The organism is Mycolicibacterium austroafricanum (assembly GCF_902705885.1).
In the GTDB taxonomy this organism is placed as follows: Bacteria; Actinomycetota; Actinomycetes; order Mycobacteriales; family Mycobacteriaceae; genus Mycobacterium; species Mycobacterium vanbaalenii_A.
On the sequence record NZ_CACSIP010000012.1, the window covers coordinates 143,450 to 157,654 of the forward strand.

At 69.5% G+C, this 14,205-nt stretch carries 13 protein-coding genes; 5 read left to right on the forward strand and 8 right to left on the reverse strand.

The window, feature by feature from the left end:
* Window positions 1-156 precede the first annotated feature (156 nt).
* Window positions 157-858, reverse strand: coding sequence for a potassium channel family protein (locus tag BEMPMBAN_RS09420; RefSeq protein WP_159230094.1), 702 nt, complete (start codon window positions 856-858; stop codon window positions 157-159).
* A 58-nt stretch (window positions 859-916) separates the two neighbouring features.
* Here BEMPMBAN_RS09420 and BEMPMBAN_RS09425 point away from each other — a divergent pair, with 58 nt between their 5' ends.
* Complete coding sequence (locus BEMPMBAN_RS09425) at window positions 917-2,413, forward strand: potassium/proton antiporter (protein ID WP_159230326.1); 1,497 nt, start codon at window positions 917-919, stop codon at window positions 2,411-2,413.
* A 71-nt stretch (window positions 2,414-2,484) separates the two neighbouring features.
* Here BEMPMBAN_RS09425 and BEMPMBAN_RS09430 read toward each other — a convergent pair whose 3' ends face one another.
* The 6 genes from BEMPMBAN_RS09430 to BEMPMBAN_RS09455 form a co-directional block, all read right to left on the reverse strand.
* Entirely contained in the window at window positions 2,485-2,928 is a 444-nt protein-coding gene (locus BEMPMBAN_RS09430; protein ID WP_159230095.1) for a DUF1707 domain-containing protein, read from the reverse strand.
* Between the two features lie 158 nt (window positions 2,929-3,086).
* Window positions 3,087-5,303, reverse strand: a complete 2,217-nt coding sequence (locus BEMPMBAN_RS09435) for an AAA family ATPase (protein WP_159230096.1) — start codon at window positions 5,301-5,303, stop codon at window positions 3,087-3,089.
* A gap of 1 nt (window position 5,304) precedes the next feature.
* On the reverse strand, window positions 5,305-6,168 hold the full coding sequence (gene pssA, locus BEMPMBAN_RS09440; protein ID WP_159230097.1) for a CDP-diacylglycerol--serine O-phosphatidyltransferase: 864 nt from the start codon (window positions 6,166-6,168) through the stop codon (window positions 5,305-5,307).
* Window positions 6,165-6,863 (reverse strand): phosphatidylserine decarboxylase, encoded by a 699-nt coding sequence (locus BEMPMBAN_RS09445; protein ID WP_159230098.1) that lies wholly within the window; start codon window positions 6,861-6,863, stop codon window positions 6,165-6,167. Before BEMPMBAN_RS09445 ends, pssA begins: the two co-directional genes overlap by 4 nt.
* Window positions 6,864-6,973: 110 nt before the next feature.
* Entirely contained in the window at window positions 6,974-8,167 is a 1,194-nt protein-coding gene (gene moeA, locus BEMPMBAN_RS09450; RefSeq protein ID WP_159230099.1) for a molybdopterin molybdotransferase MoeA, read from the reverse strand.
* Entirely contained in the window at window positions 8,167-9,084 is a 918-nt protein-coding gene (locus BEMPMBAN_RS09455; RefSeq protein WP_159230100.1) for an SDR family NAD(P)-dependent oxidoreductase, read from the reverse strand. The genes moeA and BEMPMBAN_RS09455 overlap by 1 nt, the downstream gene beginning before the upstream one ends.
* Window positions 9,085-9,123: 39 nt before the next feature.
* Between BEMPMBAN_RS09455 and BEMPMBAN_RS09460 the strand changes: the two genes are divergently transcribed.
* The 4 genes from BEMPMBAN_RS09460 to BEMPMBAN_RS09475 all read left to right on the forward strand — a co-directional run bounded on the left by BEMPMBAN_RS09460 (window position 9,124) and on the right by BEMPMBAN_RS09475 (window position 12,506).
* A complete protein-coding gene (locus BEMPMBAN_RS09460; protein ID WP_159230101.1) occupies window positions 9,124-9,615 on the forward strand; it encodes a PH domain-containing protein in 492 nt (163 codons plus the stop codon).
* Window positions 9,612-11,078 (forward strand): PH domain-containing protein, encoded by a 1,467-nt coding sequence (locus BEMPMBAN_RS09465; RefSeq protein WP_159230102.1) that lies wholly within the window; start codon window positions 9,612-9,614, stop codon window positions 11,076-11,078. Before BEMPMBAN_RS09460 ends, BEMPMBAN_RS09465 begins: the two co-directional genes overlap by 4 nt.
* Before the next feature lie 46 nt (window positions 11,079-11,124).
* Window positions 11,125-11,940 (forward strand): HAD-IIA family hydrolase, encoded by an 816-nt coding sequence (locus BEMPMBAN_RS09470; protein ID WP_159230103.1) that lies wholly within the window; start codon window positions 11,125-11,127, stop codon window positions 11,938-11,940.
* A 95-nt stretch (window positions 11,941-12,035) separates the two neighbouring features.
* Window positions 12,036-12,506, forward strand: a complete 471-nt coding sequence (locus BEMPMBAN_RS09475) for an SRPBCC family protein (RefSeq protein WP_159230104.1) — start codon at window positions 12,036-12,038, stop codon at window positions 12,504-12,506.
* 9 nt (window positions 12,507-12,515) lie between these two features.
* Here BEMPMBAN_RS09475 and BEMPMBAN_RS09480 read toward each other — a convergent pair whose 3' ends face one another.
* Window positions 12,516-14,204, reverse strand: a complete 1,689-nt coding sequence (locus tag BEMPMBAN_RS09480) for a DEAD/DEAH box helicase (RefSeq protein WP_159230105.1) — start codon at window positions 14,202-14,204, stop codon at window positions 12,516-12,518.
* Window position 14,205 lies beyond the last annotated feature (1 nt).

Sequence of the window (14,205 nt, forward strand, 5' to 3'; positions counted from 1 at the left end):
GAAGAGGCGGTGGCGCGGTCAGTCTACGTGAGGGCCCCTCTCCTGCCCGGTCTGGCAAGGCTGGTCCACGACCTCGACCGGCGCGTCGTCACCCACACGTGATCGGGCGTTCCTGACCGCAGCGGATCGTCGCGGCTGCGCGGTGAGCAGGCTACTTCAGCGGGTATCTCGCCTGGTGTTGCTCTGCACCGTCGCCGCCACCTGGTCCTCGACCTCGGACGCCGCGATGATGAGTAGCTCGTCGCCGGCCTGCAGCACATCGGAAGGGNCGGCGACGAGCAAATGGTTGGCGCGCACCACCGCGACCAGAGCGCTGTCGGGCGGCATCGGCAGGTCGCCCACCTGTCGACCTGCCAGCGAACTGTCGGCAGACAGCGTGAGTTTGGCGACATTCGCCCGCCCTGAACCCAGCACCATGGGAGAGCCCCGCCCCAGAGCCATCAAGCGGATCAGGTGGCCCACGTCGATGGCACCCTCGACCGCGGCCACCATCGCCGAAGGAGTCGAGACCGCCACGTCGATGCCCCAAGCAGCGGTGAAAAGCCAGTCGTTGCGCGAGTCATTCACTCGTGCGACCACCCTGTCGATCCCGAACTCGGACTTGGCAAGCAGGGCCATGGCCAGGTTGGCCTTGTCGTCGCCGGTGGCTGCGATGGCAACGTCGCAGATCTGCATCTCGGCCTCCTGCAGCGAGGCCAGTTCACAGGCGTCGGCAAGAAACCACTCGGCGCCTGGTACCGAATCGGGCACGTAGCGGGTGAATTCCTTCTCGATGATCAGTACCTTGTGGCCGTGGTCGACCAGTTCGGCGGCGACCGACCGGCCGACCGCGCCGGCTCCGGCAATCGCGATCCGCACGGGCGGCTCCTTCGGTCGCTGATTTACTGGCTTCGACTCAAGTGTGAACGAGGTGGGATTGAGCCTGCATCAGATGTACCTGGCGCTGTTCATCGGCGGGCTCGTCCTGTTGGTGAGCATTGTGGCGACGCGGCTGGCCACGGGCGTCGGCCTGCCCAGCCTATTGCTGTTCCTCGGGGTCGGGGTGATGCTCGGGGAGAGCGGCTTCGGGCTGAACTTCGACGACGCTGAGCTGGCTCAGGGTCTGGGCACTGCGGCGCTCGGCGTGATCCTGGTCGAAGGCGGCTTGACGACGCGGTTCAGCGACATCCGAAAGGTGCTGGCCCCGGCCGGGGTGCTGGCGACGGTCGGGGTTGCGGTCAGCACGCTGGTCACTGCCGCGTGCGTGCACCTCCTGCTCGGGTTCGATTGGCAGCTGGCACTGCTGTTGGGCGCGATCGTCTCGAGCACCGACGCCGCGGCGGTGTTCTCCGTGCTGCGGGTCGTGCCGCTACCCCGCAGGGTGGGTGGGCTGCTGGAGGCCGAGTCGGGGTTCAACGACGCGCCGGCTGTCATCCTGGTGCTGCTGTTCAGCGCAGTTCCGTTCGATCTGCAACCCGGAGAGATCGCGGTGACGTTGGTATACAACCTCGCCGTCGGCACCCTCATCGGGCTGGCCTGCGGATTCCTCGGCGCGATGGCGTTGCGGCGTATCGCGCTGCCTGCGGCCGGTCTCTACCCGTTGGCGACCTTCGGTCTGGGCATGCTGGCGTTCGCGGCTGCCGGGTCCGCACAGGCCAGTGCCTTCGTCGCGGCGTATGCAGCCAGCGTGGTGCTGGCCAATTCGGGGTTGCCGCACCGTTCGGCAACTCGGTCGTTCGCCGAGGGGTCGGGGTGGTTGGCACAGATCGGCTTGTTCGTCATCCTGGGGTTGCTGGTGTCGCCGGGTGAACTGTTCGCCGAGGTGGTGCCTGCCGTTGTCGCGGGACTGGTGCTGTTGTTGCTCGCCCGGCCGGTCTCGGTGGTGGTATCGCTACTCGGTTTCCGGGTGCCGTGGCGGGAGCAGACCTTCCTGTCGTGGGCGGGGCTGCGTGGGGCGGTGCCCATCGTATTGGCGACCTATCCGATCGTCGGTGGGGTCGCAGACAGCGGCAGGCTGCTGAACATCGTGTTCATCCTCGTCGTGGTCTTCACTCTGGTGCAGGGGCCCAGCCTGCAGTGGGTTGCCCGCCGTCTGGACCTGATACCGCAGGGCACCACCCGCGAGATCCAGGTGGACGCCGCGCCGCTGGACGTGCTGGGGGCGGATCTGCTCACGATGACGGTGCTGCCGGGGTCCCGGCTGCACAACGTCACGGTGCTGGAGTTGCGGTTGCCCGACCCCAGCGTCATCACGCTCGTCGTCCGGGCGGGGCACTCGTTCGTTCCGCAACCCATCGACCGCCTGCAGATCGGCGACGAACTGCTGATCGTGACCACCAGCGCCACCCGGGAGTCGGCGGAACGGCGGCTGCGCGCGGTGAGCCGGCGGGGCAAGCTCGCGCACTGGTTCGACGAGTACGGCGAACCGGGCTAGCCGCTATCCGCCGGAACGGTATTCCAGCACGCCCGCACGCGATTTTTCGCTGCTGGAATACCGTTCCGGCGCTAGGAACGCGCGCACCCGACGGGGAGTGCGAACTTCACCGGCACCGCGTGTGCGACGACTCCGATGCCCGCGCCGAGAATCGGCCAGATCGGCCAGAAATACCACGAGCCGGCCGTCAGCCCGACGACCAGCCAGACGGTGAGCACGACGAGCACCATCGCCAGATACGCCGCGAGGTGGAACGCGACGCTGCGGCGGGCGGCGGCGCGCCGGGCGGCCCGACGGCGGGGATCGTCGCGCCGCAACTGGGTCAGCGGCAGGTCCGCCGTGAGAGGGCGCAGCTCCGGGGTGGTCTGCGCGGCGAACGCCGCCTGTAGCCGGTTCTCGTATTCGTCCATGTCCAGATACCCCTGGGCCAGGGCCTGACCGAGCAGCGTCGCGGTGGCCTCCCGGTCGCGATCGCCGGCGCGCAGGCCGGGGGTGACTGTGTCGCGGACATCCATGGCGATGCTCCCTCGAGATCTTGACAACGACAAGTTCGACTATGCCCCCACAACTAGTCACTGTCAAGATCTGTTCCGGAGCCACGTTGAGACTGGAATGGTGGCGCAGAAGTGCGAGTGAGTCCCGCCGTCAGCGCAGTGTCAACGCGAGCCGGCACTCAGTGGGAGTCGGCGAAGTCGCGCAACGCTTCCACCTGGGCGGGGTCCAGTGACGGCCGCACCGCCTCCCGGGCCGCGGCGACATCGGCGGCGGTGACGTCGGCGGCATCGATCGAGCGCCGCATCGCCGTCAGCGCTGCCTCACGCAGCAACGCCACGCAGTCGGCGGCACTGTAGCCGTCGAGGTCGCGGGCCAGGGCGTCGAGGTCGACGGCTTCGGGTCCTTCCGAGGCCAGCGGAACCGCTTTGCCCGCCGTGCGCAGGATCTGGCCGCGAGCCTCGGCATCGGGGGGCTCGACAAAAACCAGCTTCTCCAGGCGGCCGGGTCGCAACAGGGCCGGGTCGATCAGATCTGGGCGGTTGGTCGCCCCGAGGACGACGACGTCGTTGAGCGGTTCGATGCCGTCGAGTTCGGTCAACATCGCCGCCACCACCCGATCGGTGACGCCCGAGTCGAAGCTCTGTCCGCGTCGTGGTGCCAGCGCGTCGATCTCGTCGAGGAAGATCAGCGAAGGGGCGGAATCCCTTGCGCGGCGGAACAGTTCGCGCACTGCCTTCTCTGACGAGCCGACCCACTTGTCCATCAGCTCGGCACCTTTGACGGCGTGCACGCTGAGCCGGCCCGAACTGGCGAGCGCCCGCACCACGTAGGTCTTCCCGCAGCCGGGTGGACCGTAGAGCAACACGCCCCGGGGTGGCTGCACGCCGAGGCGCTCGAACGTCTCGGGGTGCTGCAGCGGCCACAGCACGGCCTCGGTGAGCGCCTGCTTGGTCTCGATCATGTCGCCGACGTCGTCGAGCGTCACCGACCCCACGGAGACCTCTTCGGTCGCCGACCGGGACAGCGGCCGGATGACGCCCAGAGCCCCGGTCAGATCCTCCTGCTTCAACGCAGGCGTCTCACCGTTCTCGCTGGCTCGCGCGGCCGCCCGCAACGCTGACTCACGAACCAGGGCAGCCAGGTCGGCTACGACGAATCCCGGTGTGCGCTCCCCGATCTCGTCGAGATCGAGATCCTCGGAAGGAACGTCGCGAAGCAGCACCTCGAGCAACTGTCTGCGCACGGTTCCGTCGGGCAGGCTCAGGCCGAGCTCGCGGTCGCACAGGTCAGGTGCCCGCAGCCGGGGGTCGACGTTGTCGGGTACCGCCGAGGTGGCGACGAACGCGACACCCTTGGTCGAGATCGCCGAGCGCAGCTCGGTCAGCACCAGGGTGGCCACCGGGTCCGCGGGCACCGGCAGCAGAGCGTCGATGTCGGTGATCAGCAGGACACCGCCGCCGTCGCGCACCGCCTGCACCGCAGACGCCACGTTGTTGAGCCGGTCCTCGGCGCGCAGCGACCCCACCTCCGGGCCGTCGAGTTCGACCAGCCGTCTGCCGGCGCACACCGTGCGCACCATGGTGGCCTTGCCGACGCCGGCCGGACCCGACACCAGCACCCCGAGATTAGCTGTGGCGCCGAGCTTTTCCAGCAGTTCCGGCTCGTCGAGCGCGAGTTTGAGCCACTCGGTGAGCCGACCGGCCGGCGCGTGCGACCCCTTCAGGTCGTCGAACCCGATCGCCGGCGGTTCCTCGGTGACGACGTGTCCGGCGGTGCCGTCGGGAGCCGACGGTGTGCCCGGCGCATCGAGGGAACCCCAGCTGACCAGTGAATTGGGTTGCACGCTCACGGGGCCGGACGGATCCACCCCGGTGACCGTCAGCAGCTCCGAGGTCCAGGTGATGCCGACCGACGATGCGAGCGCCGCGCTGGCCTGTGAGCTCGAGGTGCCGGGTCCGAGGTCGCGCGGCAGCAGCGACACGGTGTCCCCGACCGTCATCACCTTGCCCAGCAGCGCCTGACGCAGGGTGGCCCCGGAGATGGACTGGGTGGCCAGCCGCGAGCCGCTCAGCGTCACGCTGCGGGCGCCGTACACCGTGACCGGGGCGACGAGCACCGAGGTGTCTTCCCGCAGGCCGGCGTTCGACAGGGTCACGTCATCGAGCAGTGCGGTCCCCGTCGGGGTGCCGGCCGGGGCCACGCCGACGACCGCGGCCGTGGTGCGCGCGCCTGTCAGCGACACCGCATCCCACTCCCGGATGCCCAGCGCGGCAATGGCTTCGGGATGCAGTCGAACCACGCCGCGGCGGTTGTCCAGTGCCGAGTTGTTCAGCCGGGCCGTCAGCGTGAGGTGTGCGCGCGGCGGGCGCGGCGCCGAGACGTCGAGCTCGGACATGTCAGCCTCTCGGTGGCCGGCGTAGGCCGAGTCGCATCATCGACCGGCGATGAGGCTGGGCCCGACGGAAAGCCCGCCGCGCGGCGCGTTGCTGGCGCGGCTTGTCGTCCCAGACCTCGGGGTGTTGCGACAGGAATCGCCGGGTGCGGATGGCGAACGGGATGTGGATGACGTAGGCCGCGATGATCACCAGGATCACGATGTAGCCGTAGAGGATTGCAGCGGCCACGCCGATGGCCAGCAGCGCCAGCAGTGGCGCGACCATGCTCGGCGGGACGGCGAAGGTGTGGATCTTGCGCATCGGCAGCGTGCTCACCGCCAACAGCGAGACGGTGATCATCCAGATCACCACGGCGGGCTCCGAAGTCCACCAGCCGTCGCCGAACTGCATCTTGGCGGCCAGCGGCCCGATCGCCCCGATCGCCCCGGCGGGGGCCGGCATGCCGACGAAGTACTTCTTCTCGTAGTCGGGCTGCTCGATGCTGAGCATCGCGTTGAACCGGGCCAGCCGCAGCACGATGCACACCGCGTAGAGCAGCACCACGATCCAGCCGATGCGGGACGTGGACAGCAGCGTGCCGTAGACGATGAAAGCCGGTGCCACACCGAAGTTCACCGCGTCGGCCAGCGAGTCGAGCTCCTCACCCATCCGGGATGTCGCGTTCAACGCGCGGGCGAGTCGGCCGTCGAGGGCGTCGAGGATGGCGGCGATCGCCAGGAACGCCATCGCCTCGGTCGGTCTGCCGTCGAGCGCGAACTTGACCGCGCTCAGCCCGAGGCAGATGGCGGCCACCGTCATCGCGCTGGGCAGGATGCGGACACTCATGACCGGTGCCTTCATCCGGCGCTTGCGGGGTTTGATCATGGCAGCGCGGCCAGCACGGTCTCGCCGGCCAGCGCTCGCTGGCCGACCTCGACGAGGATGTCGGACCCGGCAGGCAGGTAGGTGTCCAGCCGGGACCCGTAGCGGATCAGGCCGTAGGTGTCACCGATGGTGATCTTGTCACCGGGCTTGACGCCGCAGACGATGCGACGGGCCAGCAGTCCGGCGATCTGCACCGCGACGACCTCGGCTCCCTCGGGGGAGCGGATCAGGATGCTGTTGCGTTCGTTGTCGGAGCTGGCGGCGGCCAGATCAGCGGAGACGAACAGGCCGGGGCGATGGGCGACGGTGACGACCTCACCGCCGATCGGTGCACGCTGCACATGGGCGTCCAACAAGGACAGGAAGATGCTGATGCGCGGCAACGGCGTTGCGGGCAGCCCGAGTTCGCTCGGCGGTGTCTCCTCGTCGACCACGCAGATCAGCCCGTCGGCGGGAGCGACGACGAGGCCGGGCCGGGTCGGAGGCTGGCGCGGCGGGTGCCGGAAGAAGGCGGCGTTGGCGGCCGCAGAGACGAGCCCGGTGCGGCGCAGCCAGCGATTCCGGCGTCCCACCAGCGCGACCGCCAGGCTCACGCCGACGAACGGCAGGCCCTCCGGGTGCATCGGCGGGACCGAGGATCGAATCAGGGCCGCCAGTCGCGCGGGGCCTGTCTTGAGGTCGGGGCGTCTGGCCATCGTGCAGCGATTCTACGGCCGACGAGCGCTTGCGCGAGGAGTGGGGCGACAGACGAGCGCTTGCGCGAGGAGTGGGGCGTCAGACGAGAGCTTGCGCGAGGAGTGGGGCGTCAGCGCAGGTCCCACACCTGAACACGTTCGCCGGCAGCGACCTCGCCGGTGTCCTCGTCGAGTTCGAGCAGGCAGTTCGCCGACGCCAGCCACCGCAGATGGTGAGACGCCGGCGGGCCGTAGCTGGTCACCGTGTCGGCGTCGAGTACCCCGCGGCGGAACTGCCGTTTCCCCCGAGGTGACGTGAGATCCTCGGCCAGCTCCGCCGTGCGCCTCGGCCGGTCGGGGTTCGGCAATCCCATCGCGGCCCGCAGCGCCGGCCGGATGAACACCTCGAAGGACACCAGCGCGCTGACGGGATTGCCCGGCAGCGTGATGATGGGGGTGCCGTCCACGCTGCCCGCTCCCTGCGGCATGCCCGGCTGCATCGCGACCTTGACGAACTCCACCGTTCCCGACAAGGCGTCTTTGACCACCTCGTAGGCCCCGGCACTGACGCCGCCGGTGGTGATGACGAGGTCGACACGGCCGGCGCCGGTGTGGTTGCGCAACGTCTCACGGAACGCGTCGACGTCATCGCCGGTCATCGGCGAGGCCACCACGTCGCCGCCCGCATCGCGCACGGCGGCTGCCAGCATCACCGCGTTCGACTCGTAGATCTGACCCGGCTGCAGGGCGCGGCCCGGCGCCACCAGCTCGGTGCCGGTCGACATCACCAGCACCCGCTGGCGTGGCACCACCGCCAGATCGGCCAGGCCGAGTGCGGCGGCCAGACCGAGCACCGCCGGGGTGACGACCTGACCGGCCCGCAGCACGGTGGTGCCGGCGGTGACGTCCTCGCCCGCGCGGCGGATGTGCTGCCCGGGCCGGACGCCGGCGCGGATCGTGACCGTGTCGACGGCGCCGTCGGTGGCCTCGACGGGCACCACGCCCGTGGCCCCCCGCGGCAGCGGCGCGCCGGTCATGATGCGGTGCGCGGTCCCCGCCGTGATGGTCGGGATGTCGGTGCGACCTGCGGGGATGTCCTCGGTGACCGGTAGCCGCACCGGGGTGTCGTCGGTCGCCGAGGCGATGTCGTCGGCCAGGACCGCATATCCGTCCATCGCCGAGTTGTCGAAGCCGGGCAGCGACAGCGGGGCGACCACGTCGGCGGCGAGGATCAGCCCGAGCGTGTCGGCGACCGGCAACGTCACCGGCCGGCGCGCGGTGATCAGGCCGGCGACCACCTGCCGATGCTCGTCGACGGAACGCATCAGACTCCGAACTTCACGCCGGTCAACTCCTCCGAGACCGCCCACAGCCGCTGCTGCACCTCGACGTCGTGAGACTTGCGGTTGGACTCGACCAGCACCGGGTGACCGACCAGTTCCCGGAAACCGGACGGACCGTAGTACTGGCCGCCCTGCACGTCGGGAGCGGTGGCCGCCCGCAGCGTCCCCAGCGCACCCACGGGCGGGCTGTTGGTGACCAGACCGGCCAGCTTGGTGAATCCCGGCAATCCGGACCCGGGGATGTGGCGCATCAGCTCGGTGTTGGAGATTCCGGGGTGGGCGGCGACGGCGATGGTGGGCGCGCCCTTGGCGGCCAGCCGGCGCTGCAGCTCGTAGGTGAACATCAGGTTCGCGAGCTTGGACTGCCCGTACGCGGCGACGCGGTTGTAGCTGCGTTCCCACTGCAGATCGTCGAAATGGATACCCCCCTGGATGTTGTGGGCGATGCTGGCGACGGTCACCACCCGGGAGCCGTCGACGACGAGCAGGTTGTCCAGCAGCAGCCCGGTCAGCGCGAAATGGCCGAGATGGTTGGTGCCGAACTGCAATTCGAAGCCGTCGACCGTGGTCTGTTTCGGCGGGTACATCACCCCGGCGTTGTTGATGAGCAGGTCGATCCGCGGATACGCCGCGCGAAGCGTGTCGGCGGCACCTCGGACACTGGCCAGCGATGACAGGTCCAGCTCGACCAGCGCGACGTCCGCCCCGGGATGGCGAGCTTCGATGCGTCGCACCGCCTCTTCGCCCTTCGACGGGTTGCGCACCGCGACCACCACGCGGGCCCCCTTGCCGGCCAGCACGGCGGCGGCTTCATAACCGATACCGGAGTTGGCGCCGGTGACCACCGCCACCCTGCCGGATTGATCGGGCACGTCGGATGCAGTCCATTTGGCGCTCATGGCATCAACATACTTGCGCCGATAGGCCATGCTCGACTCATGTACCTGGTTGAACCGGCGCACCGGCCGAGCCGCAGAGCGCCGCTGGTGTGGGCGATCGGCGCGGCCATCCCGTGGCTGTTCCTGATGGTGGCGCAGACGGTGTGGTTCGTCATCGATGGGATGGACGGGCGATACGGCTGGGCGCACCTGCTGCTCGCGGCCGGAACCGTGGTCGGCATCGTGGTGTTCGTGTTCGTGGTGCCGGTGTGGCGCTACCGCGTGCACCGCTGGGACGTCGACCCGACCGCGGTGTACACCCGGTCGGGTTGGCTGGTGCAGGAGCGCAGGATCGCGCCGATCTCGCGAGTGCAGACCGTCGACACCTACCGGGGTCCGCTGGACCGGGTGTTCGGGCTGGCGAACGTGACGGTGACGACGGCGTCGTCGGCCGGTGCCGTGCGGATCGTGGCCCTGGACTCCGAGGTTGCCGACCGGGTGGTCGCCCAGCTCACCGATATCGCCGCCCTCGGCGCCGAGGACGCCACATGACCCAGCCGGTCACCCAGGACTGGCATCGGCTGAGCCCGCGCATGCTCCTGGTGCACCCGGTGCACGAGGTGCTGCGCCAGATCCCGGTGTTGATTGGGTCGTTGGTGCTCGGCTCGGCGACCGGCAACCCGCTGTGGACGCTGCTGGGCCTCGGCCTGGTCGTCGGGTACGGGGTGGCGCGATGGTTCACCACCACCTACCGCATCGGCGCCGACGAGGTGCAGCTTCGCACCGGTGTTCTGCAACGCAAGGTGCTCTCGGTGCCCCGCAACAGGATCCGCTCGGTGTCCACCGATGCCCGGCTGCTGCACCGGCTGCTCGGCCTCACGGTGCTGGAGGTGAGCACCGGCCAGCAGGCTGTCGGGGAGACGTCCTTCGCGCTGGATGCGATGCCGGCGCGTGAGGTGCCCGGCCTGCGGGCCGTCCTGCTGGCCGACTCGCTGGCGCCGGCGCGTGAGGATCCCGCGCACCCTGTCGCCCCCGGCCGGGTGCTGGCTCGATGGCAGCCGTCGTGGCTGCGCTACAGCCCGCTGACGTTGACGGGCCTGGTGATGATCGTGGCGGCATTCGGGGTGGTCTCTCAGACCGGAGTGCTTGGCGCCGTGCAGGATTCGCCGGCGGTGCGGGCCGGTGTGAACGCTGCCGAGAGCGTCGGCGTGCTGGTCGTCGTCGCGGTGGGTGTGCTGGTCGTGCTGGCGGCCTCGGTGGCGTTGTCGGTGGCACAGTCACTTGTGACCTATGCGAACCTGGAGCTGCGGCGCGACGCCGACATCCTGCATCTGTCGCACGGTCTGCTTCGGGTGCGCGAACACACCTTCGACATGCGCCGGCTGCGGGGCGGCACACTCCGGGAACCGTTGTTGGTACGGATGTTCGGCGGCGCACGCCTGGACGCGGTGATGACCGGGGTCGCCGGCGCGGGGGAGGCCTCGCAACTTCTGCCGCCGTGCCCGAAGCCCACCGCCGAGGCGGTGCTGACCGACCTGATCGCCCGGCCCGACGTCGTCAGCGGCCTGCTGACCGCACACGGTCCGGTCGCGACCCGCAGACGCTGGATGAGGGCGATGACGTTGCCTGCCCTGGTGGCTTGCGGGTTGGGCGTGGCCGCGGCGACGGTCGGGGTGCCCGTCTGGTCGTGGCCCGCGCTGGCGGTGCTGACTTCGTTCAGCGTGTTCCTGGCCGTCGACCGTTCCCGGTCGTTGGGCCACCGGGCGGGCGGCGGCTGGCTAGTGGCCCGGGCGGGCAGTCTGCAACGGCGCCGCGATTGTGTGGCGGCGGCGGGAATCGTGGGGTGGACCGTGCGCCAGACGCTGCTGCAGCGCCGTGCCGGGGTGGCCACGCTGGTTGCGGCGACGGCGGCCGGGGTCAAGCGCTACGAGGTCGTCGACGTGCCTGCCGACCGCGCCTGGTCGATCGCCGCGTCGACGTCGCCCTGGCTCGGGGACACCGCCTGGGCCCGGTGACCGGGTCTCCAGTTGCGGTCTGTGTGTCGGCGTTTACTGTCGCAACATGGCTATCGGTGGGGTGCTCTTCGACATCGATGGCGTGCTGGTGACCTCTTGGGAGCCGATCCCCGGCGCGGCCGAGACCCTCCGCACGCTGGCCGACAACCAGGTCGCCTGCGCATACCTGACCAACACCACCACCCGCACCCGCGCCCAGATCGCCGACCTGCTCACCGAGGCGGGAATGAGCGTCAGGGCCGACGAGGTGATCACCGCGGCGGTGCTGACCGCCGACTATGTCCGCAACCGCTATCCGGACGCCCGGTGTTTTCTGGTCAACAGCGGGCAGATCGCCGAGGACATGCCCGGCATCGACATCGTGTACTCGACCGACTTCAGCGGCCAGCGGGCGCCGGAGGCCCCCGATGTGGTGTTGCTCGGCGGGGCCGGACCCGAGTACAGCCACCTCACGCTGTCGTGGGTCTACGACTGGATGGCCCAGGGGGTGCCGGTGGTCGCGATGCACCGCAGCACCTCGTGGACCACCGCCGACGGTCTGCGTGTCGACACCGGCATGTACCTGATCGGGATGGAGGAGACCTCCGGACGCAAGGTGACGGCGGTGGGCAAGCCGGCGCCCGAGGGATTCCTGTCGGCGGCCGGACGGCTGGGGGTTGACCCCGACGAGATGTACATGATCGGCGACGACCTCAACAACGACGTGCTGGCCGCCCAGGTCGTCGGCATGACCGGGATCCTGGTTCGTACCGGCAAGTTCCGTCAGGACACGTTGGACCGTTGGGCCGCAGACGAATTCGCCATGCAACCCAATCACGTGATCGATTCGGTCGCTGACCTTCCGGAGTTGCTGGATCTGTAGCGGATTGGGCGTGATTGTCGTCGCTCAGCGGCGACAACCACGCCCGAATCGTCCTGCTGCGATGAGTTGAGCGGTCGGGCGAGGTCTATCCGACCATGACCGAAACACTGAACGTGAGTATCACCATCGACGCACCCGCCTCAAAGGTGTTCGAGGTGCTGGCCGACCCCGCCAACCACGCCGCGATCGACGGCACCGGCTGGGTGCGCGAGTCGCTCGACGGAAAGCCGCTGACCGAGACCGGCCAGATCTTCCGGATCGCGATGTATCACGACAACCATCCCGACGGGGACTACGAAATGGCCAACAAGGTGCTCGCTTTCGAGCCGGGCCGCGCGATCGGGTGGGAGCCCGGCCAGGCCGGCGAGGACGGCGAGATCGAATTCGGCGGCTGGACATGGCATTACGATCTGGAGCCGGCTGGCCCGCAGCAGACCCGGGTCACCATCGTCTACGACTGGTCCGCCGTGCCGGCGACGACGCGCGAGCACATCGCGTTCCCGCCTTTCCCGAGGGCGCACCTGGAGAACTCGTTGGCGAACCTGGAGAAGCTGGCCGTCGGCTAGCTGTCGACGTCAGGAGGTGAACCCGCGGACGGCCTCGATGCGGGCCTTGAGCTGATCGGTGGTCGCCGCGGCGATGGGCGGCCCGCCGCAGATCCGCCGCAGCTCGTTGTGGATCCAGCCGTGGGGCTTCCCGGTGCGATGGTGGGCCAGTGACACCAGCGTGTTCAGCTCCCGGCGTAGCTCGCGCAGCTGCCCGTGGGTCGACGGTCGCGGCACCGCACCGTCGGCGGTGCGTTTGGTGATCTGCTCTTCCTGCCTGCGCCGCAACAGATCTCGCATCGATGCCGCGTCGAGAAGGCCGGGGATGCCGAGGAAGTCGGCTTCCTCGTCGCTGCCCGCCGGGGTCGCCGTCCCGAAGGAGGAACCGTCGAAGATCACCTGATCGAGTTCGGCGTCGGCGCCCAGGTACTCGATCTTGCGGTCCTGGTCGTCGGGTTCGTCGCGCTTCTGCTCGGCCAGCTCCGCGTCCAGTGGGTCTTCGAGCGTCTCCCGATGGGGCTTGCCGAGCACGTGGTTGCGCTGGGCCTCCAGCTCGCTGGCCAGCAACAACAGGTTGGGCACGGACGGCAGGAAGATGCTGGCCGTTTCGCCGGCCCGCCGCGATCGCACGAACCGGCCGATCGCCTGCGCGAAGAACAGCGGGGTCGAGGCGCTGGTGGCATACACGCCGACCGACAGCCGTGGCACGTCCACGCCTTCGGACACCATCCGCACTGCCACCAGCCAGCGGGTGCTGCCTTCGGCGAACTGTGAGATGCGGTCCGAGGAGCCCTTGTCGTCGGAGAGCACGACGGTGGCCGGCTCGCCGGTGATCTTCAGTAGCAGCTCCGCATAGGCCCGGGCTGCGGTCTGGTCGGAGGCGATGATCATGCCGCCGGCGTCGGGGACGTGCTGACGTTTCTGTTGCAGCCGCCGGTCGGCCGCGGCGATCACGGCGGGCATCCACTCCCCGGCCGGGTTGAGCGCCGTCCGCCACGCGCGCGCGGTCTGCTCGGCGGTCAGCGGCTCGCCCAGGCGTGCCGCATGTTCCTCGCCGGCGCTGTCGCGCCAGCGGGCCTCGCCGGAGTAGGCCAGGAAGACCACGGGTCGCACCACCCCGTCGGCCAGCGCATCGGCGTAGCCGTAGCTGTGGTCGGCCTGCGAGTGTTTGAGGCCGGCGCTGTCCTCTTCGTAGGTGACAAAGGGGATCGCGCTGTCGTCGCTGCGGAACGGGGTGCCGGTCAGCGAGAGCCGGCGGGTCGCGTCGTCGAAGGCTTCGCGGATGGCGTCGCCCCAGCTCTTGGCGTCGCCGCCGTGGTGGATCTCGTCGAAGACGACCAGCGTCCTGCGGTTCTCGGTGCGCACCCGGTGCCGGGTGGGGTGGCTGGCGACCTGGGCGTAGGTGACGACCACGCCGTGGTACTCCGAGGATGTCTGGGAGTTGGAGTTGGAGAACTTCGGGTCCAGGGAGATGCCCTGCCGAGCCGCGGCCTGCGCCCACTGGATCTTCAGGTGCTCGGTGGGCACAACGATGGTGACGGTCTCGACAGTGCCCTCGGCGAGCAGTTCGGCGACGATGCGCAACGCGAAGGTGGTCTTGCCGGATCCCGGCGTGGCGACTGCCAGGAAATCGCGCGGCTTGGCGGTCAGGTACTTGACCAGCGCACGGCGCTGCCAGCTCCGCAACGCCTGGGTGCCGGGCGCCACGTCAGCCCGCACC